Genomic DNA, 17814 nt, shown 5'->3' with positions numbered 1-17814 from the left:
CAAGTTAATCAAAAGACTTGGATATGGCTTTCGCAACTTTAGTAATTTCCGCTTACGTAGCTTATTAACTTGGCACTTTACTACTAATTCTCCATAAAATTACCGGAAGAACCATAATAATTTGATAATTTTCTAAAAAGTAATTAATTAACTGTTGTGAAATATTAAAAATAGTGAAATATGCAGCCCGAAGTAAAGCTATACTCAACAAAATATATATTATCTTCTCTACAAAAGAAAGCCTATTGATCAGATGAAATAACTCTCTGAATATTTCCTTTATTAGAATTTTCATATTTCCAATTCTGATCAGTACTTTTTAGTATTGAATTAATTGACAATTTAGAATGGCAGAGGAATACCTAATGAAGCAAAAATCAATCTAATAACACTTAACGTAGCTTCTCCTACAACGGCACTAGTACCGACATCACTTATGTATTTTCCTAATTTAACGAGTTTACCTTTAGTATTAGGGTTGTTTTGAACCTCATTCACCCAATGGTTAGCAACTTTCTGTTGAGCCTCTTGGGAAGAGTAGCCTTGTTTTTCTAGCTGATTTAATAAATCTTGTATCTGAGAAATAACTTGAGATAGATCCTGAGTATTATTTATATAATTCCCGTGAACTTCTAAATAATTAGCTCCAACAGAAATAGACTTGTTAAAGTTACCATTAATGTTGTAAATTTTATTGGGTTTTCCATTTCCATTGTTCATAAAAAACTCTATAGCTAATATGTTTGCAAGTAAATTTACTAAAATTAATTTATTTGAATTGATAAATTTATACTACCGCATAGCACAAAATTTTACTAGTACAGAGTACAGAATTACTTTACAAAAAAAGCCTGCATCAGCAGGCTTTTATGATGTTATTGATTATCTAGGTAGGAAAACCGACTGCTAAAAGTTACCGTTTCGCTAACTTCTTCGACATCTTCCGTAGGCGAATAGATTGGGGTGTAACTTCCACCAACTCATCAGGGCCGATGTACTCCAATGCACGCTCTAAACTCATGTCGATTGGTGCTTGCAATTGAACTAGTTCATCGCCACCGGCGGCACGGTGGTTAGTTAACTGCTTGGTTTTGCAGACATTCAATTCTAAGTCTTGAGGACGGTTGTGTTCACCGACAATCATCCCTCGGTAAACTTTAGTGCCGGGAGTGATAAAGAATGAACCTCTATCTTCGGCGTTCTTCATGGCGTAGAAAGTAGAAACGCCTTCTTCAAAGGAGATGAGAACGCCTTTATTACGGGCTTCAATATCACCACTGAGTTGACGGTAATCTAGGAAGCTGTGGTTCATGATACCTTCACCACGGGTCATCCGCATGAATTCACCACGGAAACCAATCAAACCACGGGCGGGAATGACAAACTCTAGCTGGGTGCGATCGCCACTTCCAGGCTGCATATCTTGCATTTCGCCTTTGCGTTGTCCCAAACGCTCAATACAGCTACCAACTGCATCGGCAGGAACGTCTAAAACCAAGAGTTCATAAGGTTCGCAAGGTTGACCGTTGATTTCGCGGTAAATTACTTGTGGTTGGGATACTTGGAACTCAAAACCTTCGCGGCGCATGGTTTCAATTAAGATACCCAGGTGCAATTCACCACGACCGGAAACTAGGAATTTATCGGGGGAGTCGGTTTCTTCTACCCGTAAAGCAACGTTGGTTTCTAGTTCGCGGAATAGGCGATCGCGTACTTGTCTGGATGTTACCAATTTACCTTCTTGACCAGCAAAGGGTGAATCATTTACCCAAAAGGTCATTTGCAAGGTAGGCTCATCCACTTTAATTAGTGGTAAGGCTTGGGGTTCGGTTGGGTCAGTAATTGTTTCACCAATGTAAGCATCAGCAAAACCAGCCACCGCGACGATATAACCGGCGGTTGCTTCTTCCATCTCTACTCGCTTCAACCCTTCAAATCCCATCAATTTGGTGATTTTGCCCTTGACAATAGCGCCACTCTCTGTAACCAAAGCCGCTTGTTGTCCAGCGCGGATAGTCCCGTTGTGGATTCTGCCAATGACAATTCGTCCCAAGTATTCAGAATAATCTAGGGTTGTGACTTGCAATTGCAGGGGCTTGTTGATGTCGCCTACTGGTGGTGGAACGTGTTGGAGAATCGCATTAAACAGAGGCTGCATATCTACCGATTCTGCTTCCAAGCTTTCTTTGGCATAACCAGCCATACCGGAGGCGAACAGATAGGTAAAATCGCACTGGTCTTCGTCTGCACCTAATTCTAAGAACAGATCCAACACCTTATCCACAGCAACGTGTGGGTCAGCTTTAGCGCGGTCAATCTTATTGATAACAACGATGGGGCGCAAGCCTTTTTCCAAAGCTTTTTTCAACACAAATCGTGTTTGAGGCATGGGGCCTTCATTGGCATCGACAATTAGAAGACAACCATCAACCATGCCAAGTACGCGTTCAACTTCACCACCGAAGTCGGCGTGTCCGGGCGTGTCAACAATATTGATCAGCGTTTCTTTGTAGCGAACTGCTGTATTTTTAGACAGAATAGTAATTCCGCGCTCACGTTCGAGGGCGTTGGAGTCCATGACGCAATCCGGAACGTCTTCGCCTTCGCGGAAAATGCCGGATTGTTTGAGGAGTGCATCAACCAAGGTGGTTTTGCCGTGGTCTACGTGGGCGATAATGGCGACGTTACGAATTGGGAGCGTCATAGAAGCTTACTTTGACTCTAGAGGGGTTTTTAGACTTACATTTAAGTGTGCTAGGCTGTTTTAACAGAATTGGGGGTGTTCTGCAAATTCTGTAAAGAACCTTTAACAATTCTAGCGTAATTGACACAATTGCAAGGCATTTTATAGATACTGCTGAAGAAAAATTCAGCAAGTTTAAAATATAAGCGAAAAGTTTATAAATAATTTACAATTGTTTAGGCATAATCTCTGAGACGAGGTTACTGAGAGTCTTGCGATTGTGTAGTCCAAAAATATGATTTTTGTAGCTATCTATACTAGTAATCAGTGTAATGGGAAATCGATCCCTTGCTGATAATCACAACTAGTTGCAAGTAATTCTTCATAGTCTTGCTGAATTACTGACCAGTCTCCATAACCTTGCTCTACATAATCAAGATCCATGTCAATCTGATAGATAGCACCTCTTAGTTTGTCACAAGAGCTATGATCAACAATTAAGTGATAGAGCGATCGCAATAATTTACTGTGTTCAGGTTTGGCAAAACGACCATTATCAGGCAAAAGTCTGGGATAAATTTGACCCAATTTAGCAATTAACAATTTCAAGGATATGTCTAAATCTGGTTCACCTGGAATCAAATACAGCAGGTGAATAGCATCTAATGGATGTTTGTATGCACTTGTTGATAGCTCAATCATCCAATTTTCAGGATGGTCATATTCTTCAATTAGTTTATCTGCCCAGTTGATGATTTCAGCAAGGGAGCAAAGATTTAACTCAAAAGCCATCTGTAAGTAATCAGCGTAGTGTTTTAAACTCGGTTGCATTTGGAACTATTATGGGCATTTGGTAAATCAGCATAGATGCGATCGCTCTTATCATAAAATCGAATTATGGAAGCACAACCGCGACAAATTCAACGATACATAACACCTGATGGGAAGATTCCTTTTGATGAATGGTTTAATTCACTACGCGATTCCAAGGCGCAAATTAAAATTAATAAAAGACTTAACCGCGTTAGTCTTGGTAACTTAGGTAATTATCGCTCAGTAGGAGAAGGTGTATGTGAATTCAAAATCGACTATGGCCCTGGTTATCGGATCTATTTTGGACAGATTGGTAATACGATTGTGATTCTTTTATGTGGTGGCGATAAAAGTAGTCAAGACCAAGATATTAGTCAAGCGATAGAATACTGGAAAAATTACAGGAGTTGAGACAATGCCCAAGAGCTTACCTTATCACGACTTTCTAATTTCTCATCTCAAAGACCCAAGCTACGCTGCATGTTATCTTGAAACACACATGGAATTAGAAGAGGGCGAAGAACTAGACCCAAGATTACTTAAATTAGCACTCAGCCATGTTTCTGAAGCACTTAGCGAACAAAAAATGAGTTCTGAAAAAGCAAAATTGCATCAAGAACAACTAGATGAGATATTATCCCAGCAAGGAAGTGAAGCAATTTACCATTTGGGAACTTGGCTAAATGCTTTAGGATTAAAACTAACTGTGACCGTCGCTGAAAAAATAGATAGTTGTGTCACTGATAATGTTCCTAGTTCAGAGTTACCTGTATAGTTTGTTGAATTATTTCACTTTCAACAAATTAAAAATATCTGCTGCTTTTACTTGCCAATCACCTAACACATCCAGGACAGGTAAAATATCCGCATCATATTTCACTTCTGGCAATTTGTTCGGTTGAAATACCATCACTGATTTATCATTAGGGTCAATAAACCAGCCTAATTTAGTCCCGTGGTTAATACAGAAAATAATTTTATTAATTACTCTGTTGGGTGATTGATCGGGTGATAAAATTTCAATAGTCCAATCTGGGTAGCTTTCAAATTTATTGGCAATTTCTCCGTTTTCATCGCTTGGAATGCGTGACCATTCAAATACAGCAATATCTGGAACTAAGGAACATCCTTCAAAAGTGTAGCGTAATTCGGTTAAGGCTAAAGCTTTTTGTTGAGGTTCACCAACCTGATTAATATTAGTTGATAACCGAGTTTGCAGAAGACTATGTTTTCCTTGGGGCATTGGTTTTTGGTAGATGCGTCCGTCAATATATTCACTTGCTGGTTTAGTTTCTGGTAAGTTGAGAAATGCTTCTAGGGAAAGGTTGGAAGATATTTGAGTTGATAGCGACATCAGCAATTACTCCCTGTCTAATTCCAAACCACGATTAATCACAATAATTTTGCCAAAGCTAGGGTAAATCCTGGGACAACATCTTCACCATTTAAAGTTGCTGTTGCTGGGTACTGGGTAATGGAACCATCACGACGATAAACGAAAGCTTGCTGATTTTGACGGTCAATTAACCAGCCTAACTGCACACCATTGGCAATGTATTCTGCCATTTTTGCTTTGAGTTTTGGCAAGCTGTCATTTTTAGAACGAATTTTGATTACAAAGTCTGGTGCTAGGTTAATAAACGCATCTTCTTGCTGATCCCAATTTTCTGGTAAGCGTCCTTTCGCAACGAAAGCAGCATCAGGTGATTTCACGGCTGTATTTGCTAATTTAAAACCTGTGCTTGGCCCAAACACTTCGCCTAAATCTTGACTTTCTACCCAAGCCAGCAAATAAGCAACCGCTTTCGCCTCTCTATTTCCTGAAATTCCCCCAGTTGGTGGCATAGTTTCTATTGTTCCATCAGCGTTACGTTCAAACCGCAGTTCTGGGTTTTGCGAACTCATCAGCATTAGTTCTTCATCAGTGACAGTGTACCAAGGCTGCACTGTTACTTTTTCGCTGTTCATGATACTGTGGCTGGATGGACACTTCAATTTTAAGCTTTTCCTCTGTAAACTCTGCGCCTCTGTGGTTAATACAATGATCCAAAAATAAAAATTGAAGCACGAAGGAGAATTATTTCTCGACTTCATACTTCAAAATTTAATGTTTATTTACGCCAGACTGTAACTTGAATAACAGTCTTTTTTTGGCTAACGGAACATACTACTTACAGAGGTATCTTCGTGAATCCGCCAGATGGTTTCTCCTAAAAGATTGGCCACGGAAAGCACTACTAATTGCGGAAAGCGTTTGTCTTCTGGGAGGGGTATCGTGTTTGTGACGATGACTTCTTCAAACAAGCCGCTTGATAACCGTTCAATTGCTGGGGGGGAGAAAACTGCATGAGTTGCACAGGCATATACCTGACGCGCTCCTTCTTCACGCAGCAATCTAGCGCCTTCGGCAATGGTGCCGCCTGTATCAATCATGTCGTCTACCAACACGGCTGTTTTGCCTTTGACATCGCCGATGACGTTCAAGACTTCCGCTACATTATGAGCTTGACGGCGTTTATCAATAATGGCAAGAGGAGCATCATTGAGTTTTTTAGCAAATGCTCTCGCCCGTGCTACACCACCGACATCAGGAGAAACAACTACCAGATCATGCAGTTGTTTACTGGTCAAGTAATCGAGTATGACTGGCGAACCGTAAACATGATCAAAGGGTATATCGAAGTAACCTTGAATTTGGGCGGCGTGTAGATCCATTGCCAGAACGCGGTCAGCACCTGCTTCTGTAATCAGGTTAGCAACCAGTTTGGCTGTGATTGACTCTCGTCCTGCGGTTTTGCGATCAGCGCGAGCGTAACCATAATATGGAAGAACTGCTGTTACCTGTCTGGCTGAAGCCCGACGACAGGCATCAATCATAATCAGTAATTCCATTAAGTGATCATTAACTGGTTGACAAGATGGCTGAATTAAATAGACATCACAACCCCGGATTGATTCTTGGATTTGAACATAAAGTTCTCCATCCGCAAATCGTTTGCGAATCATTGGCCCCAAGTCCATCCCCAGGTAACGAGCGACTTCTTGAGACAGTTGTATATTGGCAGAGCCAGAAAATAGCCGCAGGCGATGGTTGTCGGTTAGTCCTGTTGCAGCTGGCTGCACCTTAAAAGCGGCAGAACTGAGCACAGCAGATCCTCGAAGTGCATTCATGGCGAGATTATCATTTAGGTAATTACCAGATTTAACCGGAATAGGCTAAATAAACATCTGTGAGCTTTATTTAAGCTTTCATACAAACTTTAAACATTTCTCAATAGAGCTACCATCAATCCATTTTTCAGTTTTTAGTGGTAAACAAACCATCAAATCCGTAACTGACATATAGTGTGTTAGTTAGCCCCTTAGTTGAGCTGTTCTCAACAACTCAAATTTCCTCTAGATTAGTCTGGCAGAGTAATAATTCTACCAACTGTATTGATTACTGAGACCAACTCTTTTCAGCTTAAGTGAAGTAGAACAGGAACTCAGACAGTAGAAATACCCAAAATTAAATTCTTCTGGGGTAGAAGAATATTTTATGATACCAGCTACAAAATTATAAACTGACAAACTCTATTTTTGGATTATAAATTGGACAAAAATTTTCAAATCTGGAAAATTAGCTGGGAAACTAAGAAACCGGGATGTTGCTTTTGGGGTGTTAGTCCGCAGCAGCATCAACTCCCATTGATGATTTCTCTGTTGCTATTTGGGCAATTTTTTCTGTGGTTTTGCTAATCTAAATGGGATTATTGCTTTTCTTAGGGTAAAATATCGCCGCAGGTATTTGTCGTGTAACTGACGTATGAAAATGAAAAATCCAAGGTGGGAGTGATGGGTTCGCAATTTGATGTGTATGAGGGTAAAAAATTTAGGGGTGGAAGGTGCAAAATCCTCAAACTATGACACTATCCCGTAAAGCGAAATTTTGAGTCAATTTTATGTATTGTGTCCTCCAGACTCAGCTTTGTGAGGGCGGTCTTATTAGTTATGATTAAATTTGAATTTATTTATGCAACCTCCAATTTCAATTGGTACTGTCTTACAAAACCGTTATCGGATCATTCAAATCCTGGGACAAGGAGGATTTGGGAGAACTTATTTAGCCGAAGATCAGCGCCGCTTTAATGAATTATGTGCGATTAAAGAATTAATTCCGATCGCAGCTGGGGCTGGTGCTTGGGAAAAAGCCCAAGAACTTTTTCAACGGGAAGCCACGATTTTATATCAGATTGAACACCCACAAGTACCAAAATTCCGGGAAAGATTTGAGCAAGACCACCGTTTATTTTTGGTGGAAGATTATGTGGCTGGAAAAACTTATCGCGCTTTATTAGCTGAGAAACAATCTGTAGGTCAAACTTTCAGTGAAGCAGATGTATTACAGTTGATGCGATCGCTTTTGCCTGTATTAGACCACATTCATAGTCGCGGGATTATCCACCGTGATATTTCTCCTGAAAATATTATTTTCCGAGATAGCGATCGCTTGCCAGTATTAATTGATTTTGGTGTCGTCAAAGAAATTGCAACGCGCTTGCAAACTGCTGATACTAATATCAATGTTACTAGTGTGGGTAAATTGGGTTACTCGCCTAGTGAACAAATGCAAACTGGACGCGCCTACCCCAGCAGTGATTTATATGCGTTAGCTGTAACAGCGATAGTTTTACTAACAGGTAAAGAACCATCTGAGTTGTTTGATGAAACGCAACTTACCTGGACTTGGCAAAGATTTGTGAGGGTGAGTCCGCAATTTGCCCAGGTAATTAATCGGATGTTACACCCTAGCCCTAGCGATCGCTATCAAAGTGCGACCGAGGTAGTTCAAGCATTACAATTTGTTGAACAACCCGGTGTAGCCACATCGCCAGAAGTAACAAATGTGCAAACAATTGCTGTCGGTCGTCGTCCCGATGCAATTCCACCGCAGCCATCTAACCGACCAGATCCAGCAATTCCCCCTAGCCGTGCTAACTCGGTGTTAGATAACCCGTTAGCTTTGGGTGCAATTGGGAGTGCGGTAGTTATTTTAGCGGGTGTGGGTTCTTGGGCGCTGGTGAGTTCGATTCGCAGTCAGTCTAATACACAACCAGAAACAACACCGCCTGCACCCCAGACTTTTCCTTCACCTGTGATTTCTGGCGGTACACCATTCGGAACAGCTACACCGACTAATACGGAACCAACCATTACTAGTAAGCGCCTGAGATTAGACGCATCAAACACCGCGACAGTTGAAAATTCGCTGAAAGCTGGTCAAGTTGCAGAATATACATTTTTTGGGCAAGCTGGTGCGAAGTTAACTACAGTATTAGAACAAGGTACAGGCATTACTTTGACGGTTTTAGCTCCGAATCGCCAAGTGCTTGACAGTAGCGCCCAACAAGTAAGCTCTTATACAGGAATCTTGCCAAGAAACGGTAGATATGCTGTCCAGTTAACACTAGATTCTGGAGTTAGTGAAAGTGATTATAATCTCAGGGTGGCATTAGAAAATCCACTCCAACCAACACCGACAGTAACACCAACACCAACGTTAACACCCACATTTCCACCAGAACTAACACCAACACCAACACCGACAGCAACACCAACACCAACGTTTCCGCCAGCGTTTACACCAACACCCACCATTCCTACAGACAGTAACAATAACCCGCCTGTGGATGAAACACCTCAACCAACGCCTGAAGTACAAAATACTCCTTGAGAAAAGGAGGCAGGGGGCAGGGGTGAAAAGTAGATATCTTTAACTCATAACTCAGCACTCAGCACTCAGCACTCAGTACTCAGCACTTCCAAGTTCGGAGGAAAGTTTCTATGGTTGAGATTCCCTTGCAAAATTTCCTCATCTATAATGCTCTTGACTAGATTAGATATTTTGAAAGCAGATTGTTGAACACACTATTAATTACTGGAACTGACACTGAAGCTGGCAAAACTGTTTTGACGACAGCATTAGCCGCTTATTGGCAAAAATATTATCCGCAGCGTCACTGGGGAATTATGAAGCCAATACAATCGGGAATTGGCGATCGCGAGTGGTATCAAAATCTGTTTAAGTTAGAACAATCGCCAGAAGAAATTACGCCTTTGTATTTTCAAGCACCTTTAGCACCACCCATCGCCGCCGCGAAAGAAAATCGCCCAGTTGATTTAGCTGTGGTGTGGAAAACATTATCTGAGTTGCGATCGCGCTATGAGTTTTTGTTGGTAGAATCTGCTGGTGGGTTGGGTTCACCAGTTACTAACGAGTTAACAGTGGCTGATATTGCTGGCGAATGGCGTTTACCTACAGTCTTAGTAGTACCAGTCAGGTTAGGCGCAATATCTCAAGCTGTGGCGAATGTGGCTTTAGCTAGACAGTCACGGGTGAATCTCATCGGTATTGTACTGAATTGCATTCAACCGCGTACTGATGCAGAGATTACCGACTGGACACCAAAAGAAGTCATCGAATCATTTACACACATCCCGGTTTTGGGTTGCTTACCTTATTTTGAGAACCCAACAGATTTAGATCAACTTGCCCAAGCTGCATCTAATTTAGATTTAGAAGCACTAAATCTTTAAGGAACTATTAAACTGAGAACATAGCCCAATCTCAGCCCTCTTCTAGCAGTTTGTTGTCAAAATGGTTTCCACATTCCCCAGTTCTTATTCTGTTGATTTATCCCGTGTGCGACTTTCTATTCGCACATTGCAACCACAATTAGTAGAGTGGCGGCGGCGACTACATCAACAACCAGAATTAGGCTTTCAAGAAAAACTGACGGCTGAGTTTGTCGCTAGTAAGTTGCAAGCCTGGGGAATTGAACATCAAACTGGTATTGCGAAGACTGGTATTGTTGCCACTATTAAGGGTACTAAACTCAGCACTGAAACTTCGACTACACTCAGCACTCAGCACTCAGCACTCAGCACTCAAAAAGTACTAGCAATTCGGGCAGATATGGATGCTTTGCCCATTCAAGAATTGAACGAAGTACCTTATAAATCGCAGCATGATGGCATTATGCACGCTTGTGGACATGATGGACATACAGCGATCGCACTAGGTACAGCATACTATCTCCAGCAGCATCGAGAAGACTTTGCGGGGACTGTGAAAATTATTTTCCAGCCAGCCGAAGAAGGGCCGGGAGGTGCAGAACCAATGATTGCGGCTGGGGTGCTGAAAAATCCTGATGTCGATGCCATTATTGGTTTACACCTGTGGAATAATCTCCCCTTGGGAACTGTCGGTGTTCGTGCTGGTGCGTTGATGGCGGCGGTGGAATTATTCAACTGCACAATTTTAGGCAAAGGTGGACATGGTGCAATTCCCCATCAAACCGTTGATTCAATTGTCGTTGCAGCACAGATTGTCAACGCCCTACAAACCATTGTCGCCCGAAATGTTAACCCCATCGATTCCGCAGTGGTGACTGTTGGCGCACTTCACGCAGGTACAGCACATAATGTCATTGCTGATACTGCAAATATGAAAGGCACAGTGCGCTATTTTAACCCCGCATTTGCAGGCTTTTTTAAACAACGCATCGAGCAAATCATAGCCGGAATTTGTCAGAGTCATGGCGCAAACTATGACTTAGAATATTGGAGTTTGTATCCCCCAGTAATTAACGATGCGAGGATTGCAGAATTAGTCCGATCGATTGCCGAAGAAGTGGTAGAAACGCCTGTAGGAATTGTGCCAGAATGTCAAACAATGGGCGGCGAAGATATGTCTTTCTTCTTACAAGAAGTTCCCGGCTGTTACTTCTTCCTTGGTTCTGCTAATCCAGACAAAGATTTAGCTTATCCCCATCATCATCCGCGATTTGATTTTGATGAAACTGTCTTACCAATGGGTGTGGAAATATTCATCCGTTGTGTGGAGAAGTTTTTTAGTTGAGTTGGTCTGCGTAAAACTACTTTGCGCCTTTGCGCCTTTGCGTGAGCTTTTGCTAATATCATCAGCAGCGCCAAAATATTGAATTATTTATGTCTGAAAACAATACAGACACCCTTAAGAACTGGCTAATAATTCTAGCATTTATATTCATTCTGACTGTAATGGGTGTTGTTTGGTTATTTTTATTTTCTGACTTTGCATTTTTCAATGCAAAGGGTTTGGAAGCCTCTAATAGAATAGATTATGGAACTAAAGTTCTAACAACTATTGGAACGATATTTGGTGGATTGGCAGTATTAATAAATGCTTACTATGCAGCTAAACGTTGGGAAGCTATGGACAAAAGTGCTATGGCTGCAAATGAAAGTGCCAAAGCTGCTTTACAAAATGCTGAAGCTGCACAAGATAAACAAATTACAGAACGCTTTGCAAAAGCAATTGAACAGCTTGGAAGCGAAAAGATTGAAGTACGTTTAGGTGCAATTTATACGTTAGAAAGAATTGCTAAAGATTCCACAAAAGACCACTGGACAATCATGGAAATTCTGACGGCTTTTATGCGAGAGAATGCTCCTTTGAAAAAAGAGTATGAGGCAAGAGTGTCAGAACCACCAAAACTTAGTACAGACATTCAAGCAACCCTTACTGTTATTGGACGGCGTAATTATCATAATGAACCTAACAATCAAAGGTTAAACTTATCTCGTGTTGATATCAGGAGAGCAAATCTAAATGAAGGAAAGCTACAAAGAATTATTTTTAATGGAGCTAACCTTTATAAAGCTATGCTTATTGGTGCTGACTTAGAAGAAGCAATTTTTAGCGGAACTAACCTTCAAGAAACATTCCTAAGTTTTGCAAAACTACAAAACGCTACCTTTCTGGCAGCTAACTTACAAAGTACAATTCTTGTAGGAGCTAATTTACAAGGTGCAATATTTGAAGAAGCTAACCTAAAAGGTGCAATATTGGAAAAAGCAATATTACAAACAACAAATCTTCGGAAAGTCAAAAACCTAGAACAATGGCAGATTGACCAAGCGAAGGGCGATCGCACCACTATTCTGCCAGACTACCTCGAATATCCCAAACATTGGCAATAACTTTCAGAAAATTTAAAATCTTAATAGGAATCTAATATTTGAAACCTGGAAAAATATTACCATACTTAATAGCTAGTAAAAATTACAATGGTTCAATTTGCACAAAAACTTTTAACGGTTGAAGAATTTATTACTCACTATGGGGATAGTGAGGGTTATGAACTAATTGATGGTGAATTAATCGATATGGAACCAACAGGGCCGCACGAGCAAGTCTCTGCTTTTATTGGACGAAAACTGAACGTAGAAATTGACCGTCAAGAATTACCCTATTTTATTCCCCATCGCTGTTTAATCAAACTGTTAGGAACCAATACAGCTTTTCGTCCTGATGTGATTGTATTGGATCAACCTCAACTAATTAATGAGCCACTATGGCAAAAGGAACCTATAGTTACGTCAGGAAATGCTATTAAATTAATTGCTGAAGTCGTTAGCCAAAACTGGCAAAATGACTATGCGCGGAAAGTTGAAGATTATGCACTCTTAGGAGTACCAGAGTATTGGATTGTGGATTATTTCGGTATTGGTGGTAGAGAATATATTGGCAAGCCCAAACAACCTACTATCACGATTTGTACATTGCTAAAAGATGAGTATCGCAAACAATTATTTCAAAATGGTGATCAACTTGTTTCTTCTGTTTTTCCCAATTTACAAATAACAGCGCAACAAATCTTTTTAGCGGCACAGGCTACAAGCTAAAAATATAGGCATTCCTGAATCAGTAGATGAATTTTGATGTATTGGAAATTTTTAACTCCTTATTCTCTCTGCGCCTCTGCGTGAGATAAATCATCCCGCAATTATGCAACGCCAAAATATAAAATAACATCTACATACAGCGTATTCTGGATAAATGATATACAAACGTCAAACCCAAAAAATGTAGAGACGTTACACATAACATCTCTACATTTTTCTACTAATTGCCGTTGAGTTGTAAAAACTTCTGTAAAGCATTGCTTATTGATGGCTGCTGAAGATACGCATTTGCAGCGTTCACCAAATTCTCCAGATTTTCAGTACTCACATCATCAATATCATCACTCAATGGCTTACCAGTTAGTTCTCGGTCTAGCTTGAACTGCAAGCGTAAAATTTGGTTATCTGGTACTACCTGTTCTGTAATGTACTGGTGAACACTAGATGAAGCATCAAATAATATACCAATGATTGGCTGCGCCCATTGTAACAAACCCCAGCCCTCGGCTTTTTCAAATGGGATGATGCGTGTGCGATCGCCTGTACCTATGGAAAGAATGGTAATATCTTCTAGTCTGTTGCCTAATCTTAAAGCTTCAGCGACAGCACAAGCTGATGGGTTATTAGCCGCAACTCCACCATCAACCGCAGAGTAGATACATTTAATAGAATACTTTGCCGTCTCATCTGGTACGGTTTCCCAAGGCGAATCTAACAAAGCTTCTCTTGTACCACCTTTATATTGTGTGATGTTGCGAGTTTGACCTTTGCCTAAACCATCCGTAATGGTAATTTGGGTATTGTTATAAATATTTTCTGTATAGGAAGCAGCACCATCTAGAAAAACACTATTTGGTTTCGCTTCTACTACTGGCCCTTTGATGATTCTATCTAATTTATGGGCAGGAAAATAAGTAGGAGCAGAGGCAGAAGAAACGCAGATTTCCCATAAAGGAAAATTATCATAATCCTTATCTTGTCGCCAACTTTTAAATATTATTGGCTCTCTAGAAATGGTGTCATAAGACGTAATTAATAACTTTGGTTCGTTAACATCAAATAATCTTGTTTCGCCTAGGCTTTCTTTGAGGACTTGAATTAAACCACTATCCGAAAACTTAGGTGCAGATACACCATATTTCAGAATCAGGGGAATCCTCTGGGAAGAAAAACGACTTGTGTAAGGGAAAATTCTTGAGCTTTTTTGTTGATATAAATCAATGATAGTTTGACTTTTTTTACCTGTGGCGATCGCTGCTGCTAAAATTGATCCTGTAGAAGTGCCTGCGATTAAGTTAAAATACTCGTGTAAAGGTTTATTAATTTGCTTCTCGATAGCCTTCAACATCGTTGCAGACATAATTCCCCTAATGCCGCCACCATCTAAGCTTAAAATCCGAAAAGGCATATTCCTCCGAATTCTTTTTAGTATTTTTGCTAAGTTTAGTAAGTTTGGACAAATTTGATATTAAAAATATAAATGATAAATGTTTGAAAAGTTATTTGCTTAACATTTAAAATCAAAAATTATTTTAGTTTAATTGGGTAAATCTCAATTCTTAATTTATTTTATAAAATAAAAATCTATGGCAAAAACTGAAAAACAAAAAATGTTAGCTGGCGAGTTATATATAGCAGAAGATCCAGAATTAGTCGCGGAGAATAGACGAGCCAGCCAGCTTTTACAAAGATATAACAGTACTATTTCTGAACAGCAAGAGCAAAGACAACAAATACTACAAGAATTATTTGCCAAGGTAGGAGAAAAAACTACCATTGTGCCACCATTTCACTGTGACTATGGCAGTAATATTTATGCTGGGTATAAATTATATATGAATTACGGCTGTGTAATTTTAGACTGCAATATAGTTGAAATTGGTAATAATGTTTTGTGTGCGCCCTACGTGCAGATTTATGCTGCATATCATCCCGTAGAACCAGAAATTCGGCTGACGGGTCAAGAATTAGCTGCGCCAGTAAAAATCGGTAACAATGTTTGGATAGGTGGAAATGCGATTATTTGTCCAGGGGTAACAATTGGCGACAACACAACAATTGGTGCTGGTAGTGTAGTGGTGAAAGATATACCTGCAAATGTCGTCGCGGCTGGAAACCCCTGTCGAATTATTCGCTATTTATCAGATAATTAAGGAGCTACATGGCGATATTCTAGAATTTGTAGCCTCTAGCCAGCCAATAGTGCCAATCTGCGATCGCTTGTTCAGTGTCACCATCTGCATCAACAGGCTTGATGTCTGATAATTTTGCCGAATAGACATCATCATCCTTACCATTAAGGTCAGCTACTTCTACATACATATCTTTTAAACACTCATCATCAGGGGCCATTCCCAGTACCTCAACAGTTTTTTCCTCTATTGTCGAGGTTTTGCGGGATTTTTTCGCCCATCTAGCCATAAACGGACAATTCAAGGCTTCTTCTAAGTAATAATACCAACCCATTGCCCGATCTTCTTTATCTTCCGCATCTACAATAATTTCTGTGGCGATGCGATTTTCTCTGGTTTCGTCGCGTTCAACACTAGACATAACAATAAAAAACTTACGTATATTGCACCTTGATATGGTATAACGTTTTAGTTATTGACTGTCAATTTTTTTGCTGCTGTCTCACCCAAGCACGAAATGAGCGAATCATGGGAATTTCTCCATTGTTCAAGCTTTCTTGCAAGAAACGGGGAATCTCTGTAGTTAAGGGAAGATTGACAAAACTTGGTGATACATCACAAGGAATGTACGTACCTTCCTGTAAGCGATAAATTTGCATTACAGGTTCGTCATAACGCCAAACTTCTGGAACACCCAACGCTAAATAAATTGATAATCGATCAACAGAAGCACTGGTGTAGTCTACTTCAATTACTAAATCAGGTGGTGGATCTTGAGTCAAGTCGAGATTTTGCTTTTGCCGCATCAATGGTTCATTTTGAATGTAAAATGCAGAATCTGGTTCTACTCCACGCAGTAAGTCTGGACGTTTACAAGTTGTAGAACCAATGCTTTTGATATTCAGGTTGAGTTCTTCCGCTAAGGTAAAAACTAAGTGTTCTATTAGCCTATTGTTATATTCATGAGGCATCAACGGTGTCATAATTTCTAGGGTTCCTTGATCATAGGTCAGTCGTGTGGTGCGATTATTACCCATTTCTGCCAACATAGTTTCAAAAGTCTGCCAACTAATATTTGGGAGAATCCCTCTTTGGGTACTGCTGACTTGTGTAGTTACCATAAAATTTATCCTCCGGTTTTCTATAACGATATCAAGAAATTTCCTGAACAAAACAGGAGTCATAATTTAGAATACTCTACCTATAAAGCAATACGGTTCAGTTAAGAGAATAGTAGGTTGGGTTACGCTATCGCTACACCCAACAAAGTATGCGTGAATGTTGGGTTCCGTTCCTCCACCCAACCTACACCAGTCTAAATTGTTGCCTTAACTGAACTGCATTGACCTATAAAGGGATAGGGTTTTAAGGCGAGCATATTTTAATTTTTCACCCACCATTCCACTTACTTAATTATGAGTATTATTGTTTTCGGTAGTATCAATCTAGATTTAGTTGCTACAGCCCCCCATTTACCAACTAGCGGCGAAACTTTGCTAGGAAACAATTTTTTTCAAGTACCAGGAGGGAAAGGTGCAAATCAAGCAGTAGCCTTAGCGCGGTTGGGAATTCCAACTCAGATGGTTGGGCGTGTAGGAAGCAAAGGTTTTGGTGCAGAGTTACTGGATAATTTACAAACTGCTGGCGTACAAACTAAAAATATTTTGTTAGATGAAACTATAAGTTCTGGAGTTGCCATAATTATTGTTGATGACGCTGGACAAAATCAAATTGTGGTAGTTCCTGGTGCAAATGGAGAAGTAAATCAGGCAGATGTAGAGAGGTTATCGCCTTTATTACCAACAGCCAAAGCACTACTTTTACAATTAGAAATTCCCTTGAGTGCGGTTGTGGCTGCTGCTCAAGCTGGACGTAATGCAAATATTACCGTGATTCTTGATCCTGCGCCGGCACAATCTGATTTACCCGCCGAACTTTACCCTTTGGTGGATATTATCACCCCCAATGAAGTAGAAGCAGGACAATTAGTTGGTTTTAAAGTAGATAGCCAAGAATCAGCAACCAAAGCCGCAACAGTATTATTGCAAAGAGGTGTCAAATCTGCGATCGTCAAATTAGGTGCAGAAGGCGTAGTTTGCGCCACAGCTGAAGAAACATTTTTTGTACCGGCTTTTAGAGTGAATGTTGTGGATACCGTAGCGGCTGGTGATGCTTTTAATGGTGGTTTAGCAGCTGCACTTTACGCTGGAATGTCTTTACATCAAGCCGTTGTTTGGGGTGCAGCCGCAGGTGCTTTAGCCGCAACAAAATCCGGCGCACAAACTTCGTTACCTGATAAGTTGACTTTTGATGCGTTTCTTAAAGATAGGGGAGTGGGGAATGGGGAGTAGGGAGTGGGGGGTGTCTGACAGGTGTAGGTTTTTTACAAAGGTGTGAGTAGTCAATCACTCTCGACAGAAAATAAAAGCAGAATCATAGAGTGAAACAGAGGCTCAAATGCTAAAAAATGAGTACCTC

The 17814-nt window shown here is 40.4% G+C and carries 18 protein-coding genes; 9 read left to right on the top strand and 9 right to left on the bottom strand.

Annotation, left to right across the window (positions count from 1 at the left end; all coding sequences use genetic code 11):
* Positions 1-342 precede the first annotated feature (342 nt).
* From H6G74_RS29945 to H6G74_RS29935, 3 genes are all read right to left on the bottom strand, one after another.
* Positions 343-720: a hypothetical protein gene (locus H6G74_RS29945; protein WP_190971159.1), complete on the bottom strand. Its 378-nt coding sequence runs from the start codon at positions 718-720 to the stop codon at positions 343-345.
* Positions 721-913: 193 nt separating this feature from the next.
* Positions 914-2704, bottom strand: a complete 1791-nt coding sequence (gene typA / locus H6G74_RS29940) for a translational GTPase TypA (RefSeq protein WP_190971158.1) — start codon at positions 2702-2704, stop codon at positions 914-916.
* A 303-nt stretch (positions 2705-3007) separates the two neighbouring features.
* Positions 3008-3514 (bottom strand): hypothetical protein, encoded by a 507-nt coding sequence (locus tag H6G74_RS29935; protein ID WP_190971157.1) that lies wholly within the window; start codon positions 3512-3514, stop codon positions 3008-3010.
* A 66-nt stretch (positions 3515-3580) separates the two neighbouring features.
* On the opposite strand from H6G74_RS29935, the gene H6G74_RS29930 reads away from it, so the two are divergent.
* Positions 3581-3907, top strand: a complete 327-nt coding sequence (locus tag H6G74_RS29930; protein WP_190971156.1) for a type II toxin-antitoxin system RelE/ParE family toxin — start codon at positions 3581-3583, stop codon at positions 3905-3907.
* Positions 3908-3911: 4 nt separating this feature from the next.
* Entirely contained in the window at positions 3912-4271 is a 360-nt protein-coding gene (locus tag H6G74_RS29925; RefSeq protein WP_190971155.1) for a helix-turn-helix domain-containing transcriptional regulator, read from the top strand.
* Positions 4272-4280: 9 nt separating this feature from the next.
* Here H6G74_RS29925 and H6G74_RS29920 read toward each other — a convergent pair whose 3' ends face one another.
* The 3 genes from H6G74_RS29920 to H6G74_RS29910 form a co-directional block, all read right to left on the bottom strand.
* On the bottom strand, positions 4281-4850 hold the full coding sequence (locus H6G74_RS29920; RefSeq protein ID WP_190971154.1) for a Uma2 family endonuclease: 570 nt from the start codon (positions 4848-4850) through the stop codon (positions 4281-4283).
* Between the two features lie 38 nt (positions 4851-4888).
* Positions 4889-5464 carry a Uma2 family endonuclease gene (locus H6G74_RS29915; protein WP_190971153.1) on the bottom strand — a complete coding sequence of 192 codons (576 nt, stop codon included), beginning with the start codon at positions 5462-5464 and terminating at the stop codon, positions 4889-4891.
* Between the two features lie 186 nt (positions 5465-5650).
* Positions 5651-6667 (bottom strand): ribose-phosphate pyrophosphokinase, encoded by a 1017-nt coding sequence (locus tag H6G74_RS29910; RefSeq protein ID WP_190588612.1) that lies wholly within the window; start codon positions 6665-6667, stop codon positions 5651-5653.
* An 841-nt stretch (positions 6668-7508) separates the two neighbouring features.
* Here H6G74_RS29910 and H6G74_RS29905 point away from each other — a divergent pair.
* From H6G74_RS29905 to H6G74_RS29885, 5 genes are all read left to right on the top strand, one after another.
* Positions 7509-9209: a serine/threonine-protein kinase gene (locus H6G74_RS29905; protein WP_190971152.1), complete on the top strand. Its 1701-nt coding sequence runs from the start codon at positions 7509-7511 to the stop codon at positions 9207-9209.
* Between the two features lie 185 nt (positions 9210-9394).
* On the top strand, positions 9395-10072 hold the full coding sequence (bioD, locus tag H6G74_RS29900; protein ID WP_190671328.1) for a dethiobiotin synthase: 678 nt from the start codon (positions 9395-9397) through the stop codon (positions 10070-10072).
* 61 nt (positions 10073-10133) lie between these two features.
* Positions 10134-11396, top strand: a complete 1263-nt coding sequence (locus tag H6G74_RS29895) for a M20 family metallopeptidase (protein ID WP_190971151.1) — start codon at positions 10134-10136, stop codon at positions 11394-11396.
* Positions 11397-11485: 89 nt separating this feature from the next.
* A complete protein-coding gene (locus tag H6G74_RS29890; RefSeq protein ID WP_190971150.1) occupies positions 11486-12499 on the top strand; it encodes a pentapeptide repeat-containing protein in 1014 nt (337 codons plus the stop codon).
* Positions 12500-12586: 87 nt separating this feature from the next.
* Positions 12587-13204 (top strand): Uma2 family endonuclease, encoded by a 618-nt coding sequence (locus H6G74_RS29885; RefSeq protein WP_190971149.1) that lies wholly within the window; start codon positions 12587-12589, stop codon positions 13202-13204.
* Positions 13205-13424: 220 nt separating this feature from the next.
* Here H6G74_RS29885 and H6G74_RS29880 read toward each other — a convergent pair whose 3' ends face one another.
* Positions 13425-14612, bottom strand: coding sequence for a patatin-like phospholipase family protein (locus H6G74_RS29880; protein WP_190971148.1), 1188 nt, complete (start codon positions 14610-14612; stop codon positions 13425-13427).
* A 178-nt stretch (positions 14613-14790) separates the two neighbouring features.
* Between H6G74_RS29880 and H6G74_RS29875 the strand changes: the two genes are divergently transcribed.
* Positions 14791-15357 carry a sugar O-acetyltransferase gene (locus H6G74_RS29875; RefSeq protein ID WP_190971147.1) on the top strand — a complete coding sequence of 189 codons (567 nt, stop codon included), beginning with the start codon at positions 14791-14793 and terminating at the stop codon, positions 15355-15357.
* Positions 15358-15376: 19 nt separating this feature from the next.
* Here H6G74_RS29875 and H6G74_RS29870 read toward each other — a convergent pair whose 3' ends face one another.
* On the bottom strand, positions 15377-15757 hold the full coding sequence (locus tag H6G74_RS29870; protein ID WP_190971146.1) for a calcium-binding protein: 381 nt from the start codon (positions 15755-15757) through the stop codon (positions 15377-15379).
* A gap of 61 nt (positions 15758-15818) precedes the next feature.
* Positions 15819-16457 carry a Uma2 family endonuclease gene (locus H6G74_RS29865; RefSeq protein ID WP_190971145.1) on the bottom strand — a complete coding sequence of 213 codons (639 nt, stop codon included), beginning with the start codon at positions 16455-16457 and terminating at the stop codon, positions 15819-15821.
* 294 nt (positions 16458-16751) lie between these two features.
* On the opposite strand from H6G74_RS29865, the gene rbsK reads away from it, so the two are divergent.
* A complete protein-coding gene (gene rbsK, locus H6G74_RS29860) occupies positions 16752-17687 on the top strand; it encodes a ribokinase (protein WP_190971144.1) in 936 nt (311 codons plus the stop codon).
* The last annotated feature ends 127 nt before the right edge of the window (positions 17688-17814 follow it).

The sequence above is a fragment of the Nostoc spongiaeforme FACHB-130 genome (assembly GCF_014698475.1).
In the GTDB taxonomy this organism is placed as follows: Bacteria; Cyanobacteriota; Cyanobacteriia; order Cyanobacteriales; family Nostocaceae; genus Nostoc_B; species Nostoc_B spongiaeforme.
This window is presented reverse-complemented; position numbering and strand designations above follow the sequence as displayed.

What these genes read in the sequence shown, in the direction of transcription:
- H6G74_RS29945 (WP_190971159.1), bottom strand. Translation starts at nt 720, where the DNA reads ATGAACAATGGAAATGGAAAACCCAATAAAATTTACAACATTAATGGT.
- typA (WP_190971158.1), bottom strand. Translation starts at nt 2,704, where the DNA reads ATGACGCTCCCAATTCGTAACGTCGCCATTATCGCCCACGTAGACCAC.
- H6G74_RS29935 (WP_190971157.1), bottom strand. Translation starts at nt 3,514, where the DNA reads ATGCAACCGAGTTTAAAACACTACGCTGATTACTTACAGATGGCTTTT.
- H6G74_RS29930 (WP_190971156.1), top strand. Translation starts at nt 3,581, where the DNA reads ATGGAAGCACAACCGCGACAAATTCAACGATACATAACACCTGATGGG.
- H6G74_RS29925 (WP_190971155.1), top strand. Translation starts at nt 3,912, where the DNA reads ATGCCCAAGAGCTTACCTTATCACGACTTTCTAATTTCTCATCTCAAA.
- H6G74_RS29920 (WP_190971154.1), bottom strand. Translation starts at nt 4,850, where the DNA reads ATGTCGCTATCAACTCAAATATCTTCCAACCTTTCCCTAGAAGCATTT.
- H6G74_RS29915 (WP_190971153.1), bottom strand. Translation starts at nt 5,464, where the DNA reads ATGAACAGCGAAAAAGTAACAGTGCAGCCTTGGTACACTGTCACTGAT.
- H6G74_RS29910 (WP_190588612.1), bottom strand. Translation starts at nt 6,667, where the DNA reads ATGAATGCACTTCGAGGATCTGCTGTGCTCAGTTCTGCCGCTTTTAAG.
- H6G74_RS29905 (WP_190971152.1), top strand. Translation starts at nt 7,509, where the DNA reads ATGCAACCTCCAATTTCAATTGGTACTGTCTTACAAAACCGTTATCGG.
- H6G74_RS29895 (WP_190971151.1), top strand. Translation starts at nt 10,134, where the DNA reads ATGGTTTCCACATTCCCCAGTTCTTATTCTGTTGATTTATCCCGTGTG.
- H6G74_RS29890 (WP_190971150.1), top strand. Translation starts at nt 11,486, where the DNA reads ATGTCTGAAAACAATACAGACACCCTTAAGAACTGGCTAATAATTCTA.
- H6G74_RS29885 (WP_190971149.1), top strand. Translation starts at nt 12,587, where the DNA reads ATGGTTCAATTTGCACAAAAACTTTTAACGGTTGAAGAATTTATTACT.
- H6G74_RS29880 (WP_190971148.1), bottom strand. Translation starts at nt 14,612, where the DNA reads ATGCCTTTTCGGATTTTAAGCTTAGATGGTGGCGGCATTAGGGGAATT.
- H6G74_RS29875 (WP_190971147.1), top strand. Translation starts at nt 14,791, where the DNA reads ATGGCAAAAACTGAAAAACAAAAAATGTTAGCTGGCGAGTTATATATA.
- H6G74_RS29870 (WP_190971146.1), bottom strand. Translation starts at nt 15,757, where the DNA reads ATGTCTAGTGTTGAACGCGACGAAACCAGAGAAAATCGCATCGCCACA.
- H6G74_RS29865 (WP_190971145.1), bottom strand. Translation starts at nt 16,457, where the DNA reads ATGGTAACTACACAAGTCAGCAGTACCCAAAGAGGGATTCTCCCAAAT.
- rbsK (WP_190971144.1), top strand. Translation starts at nt 16,752, where the DNA reads ATGAGTATTATTGTTTTCGGTAGTATCAATCTAGATTTAGTTGCTACA.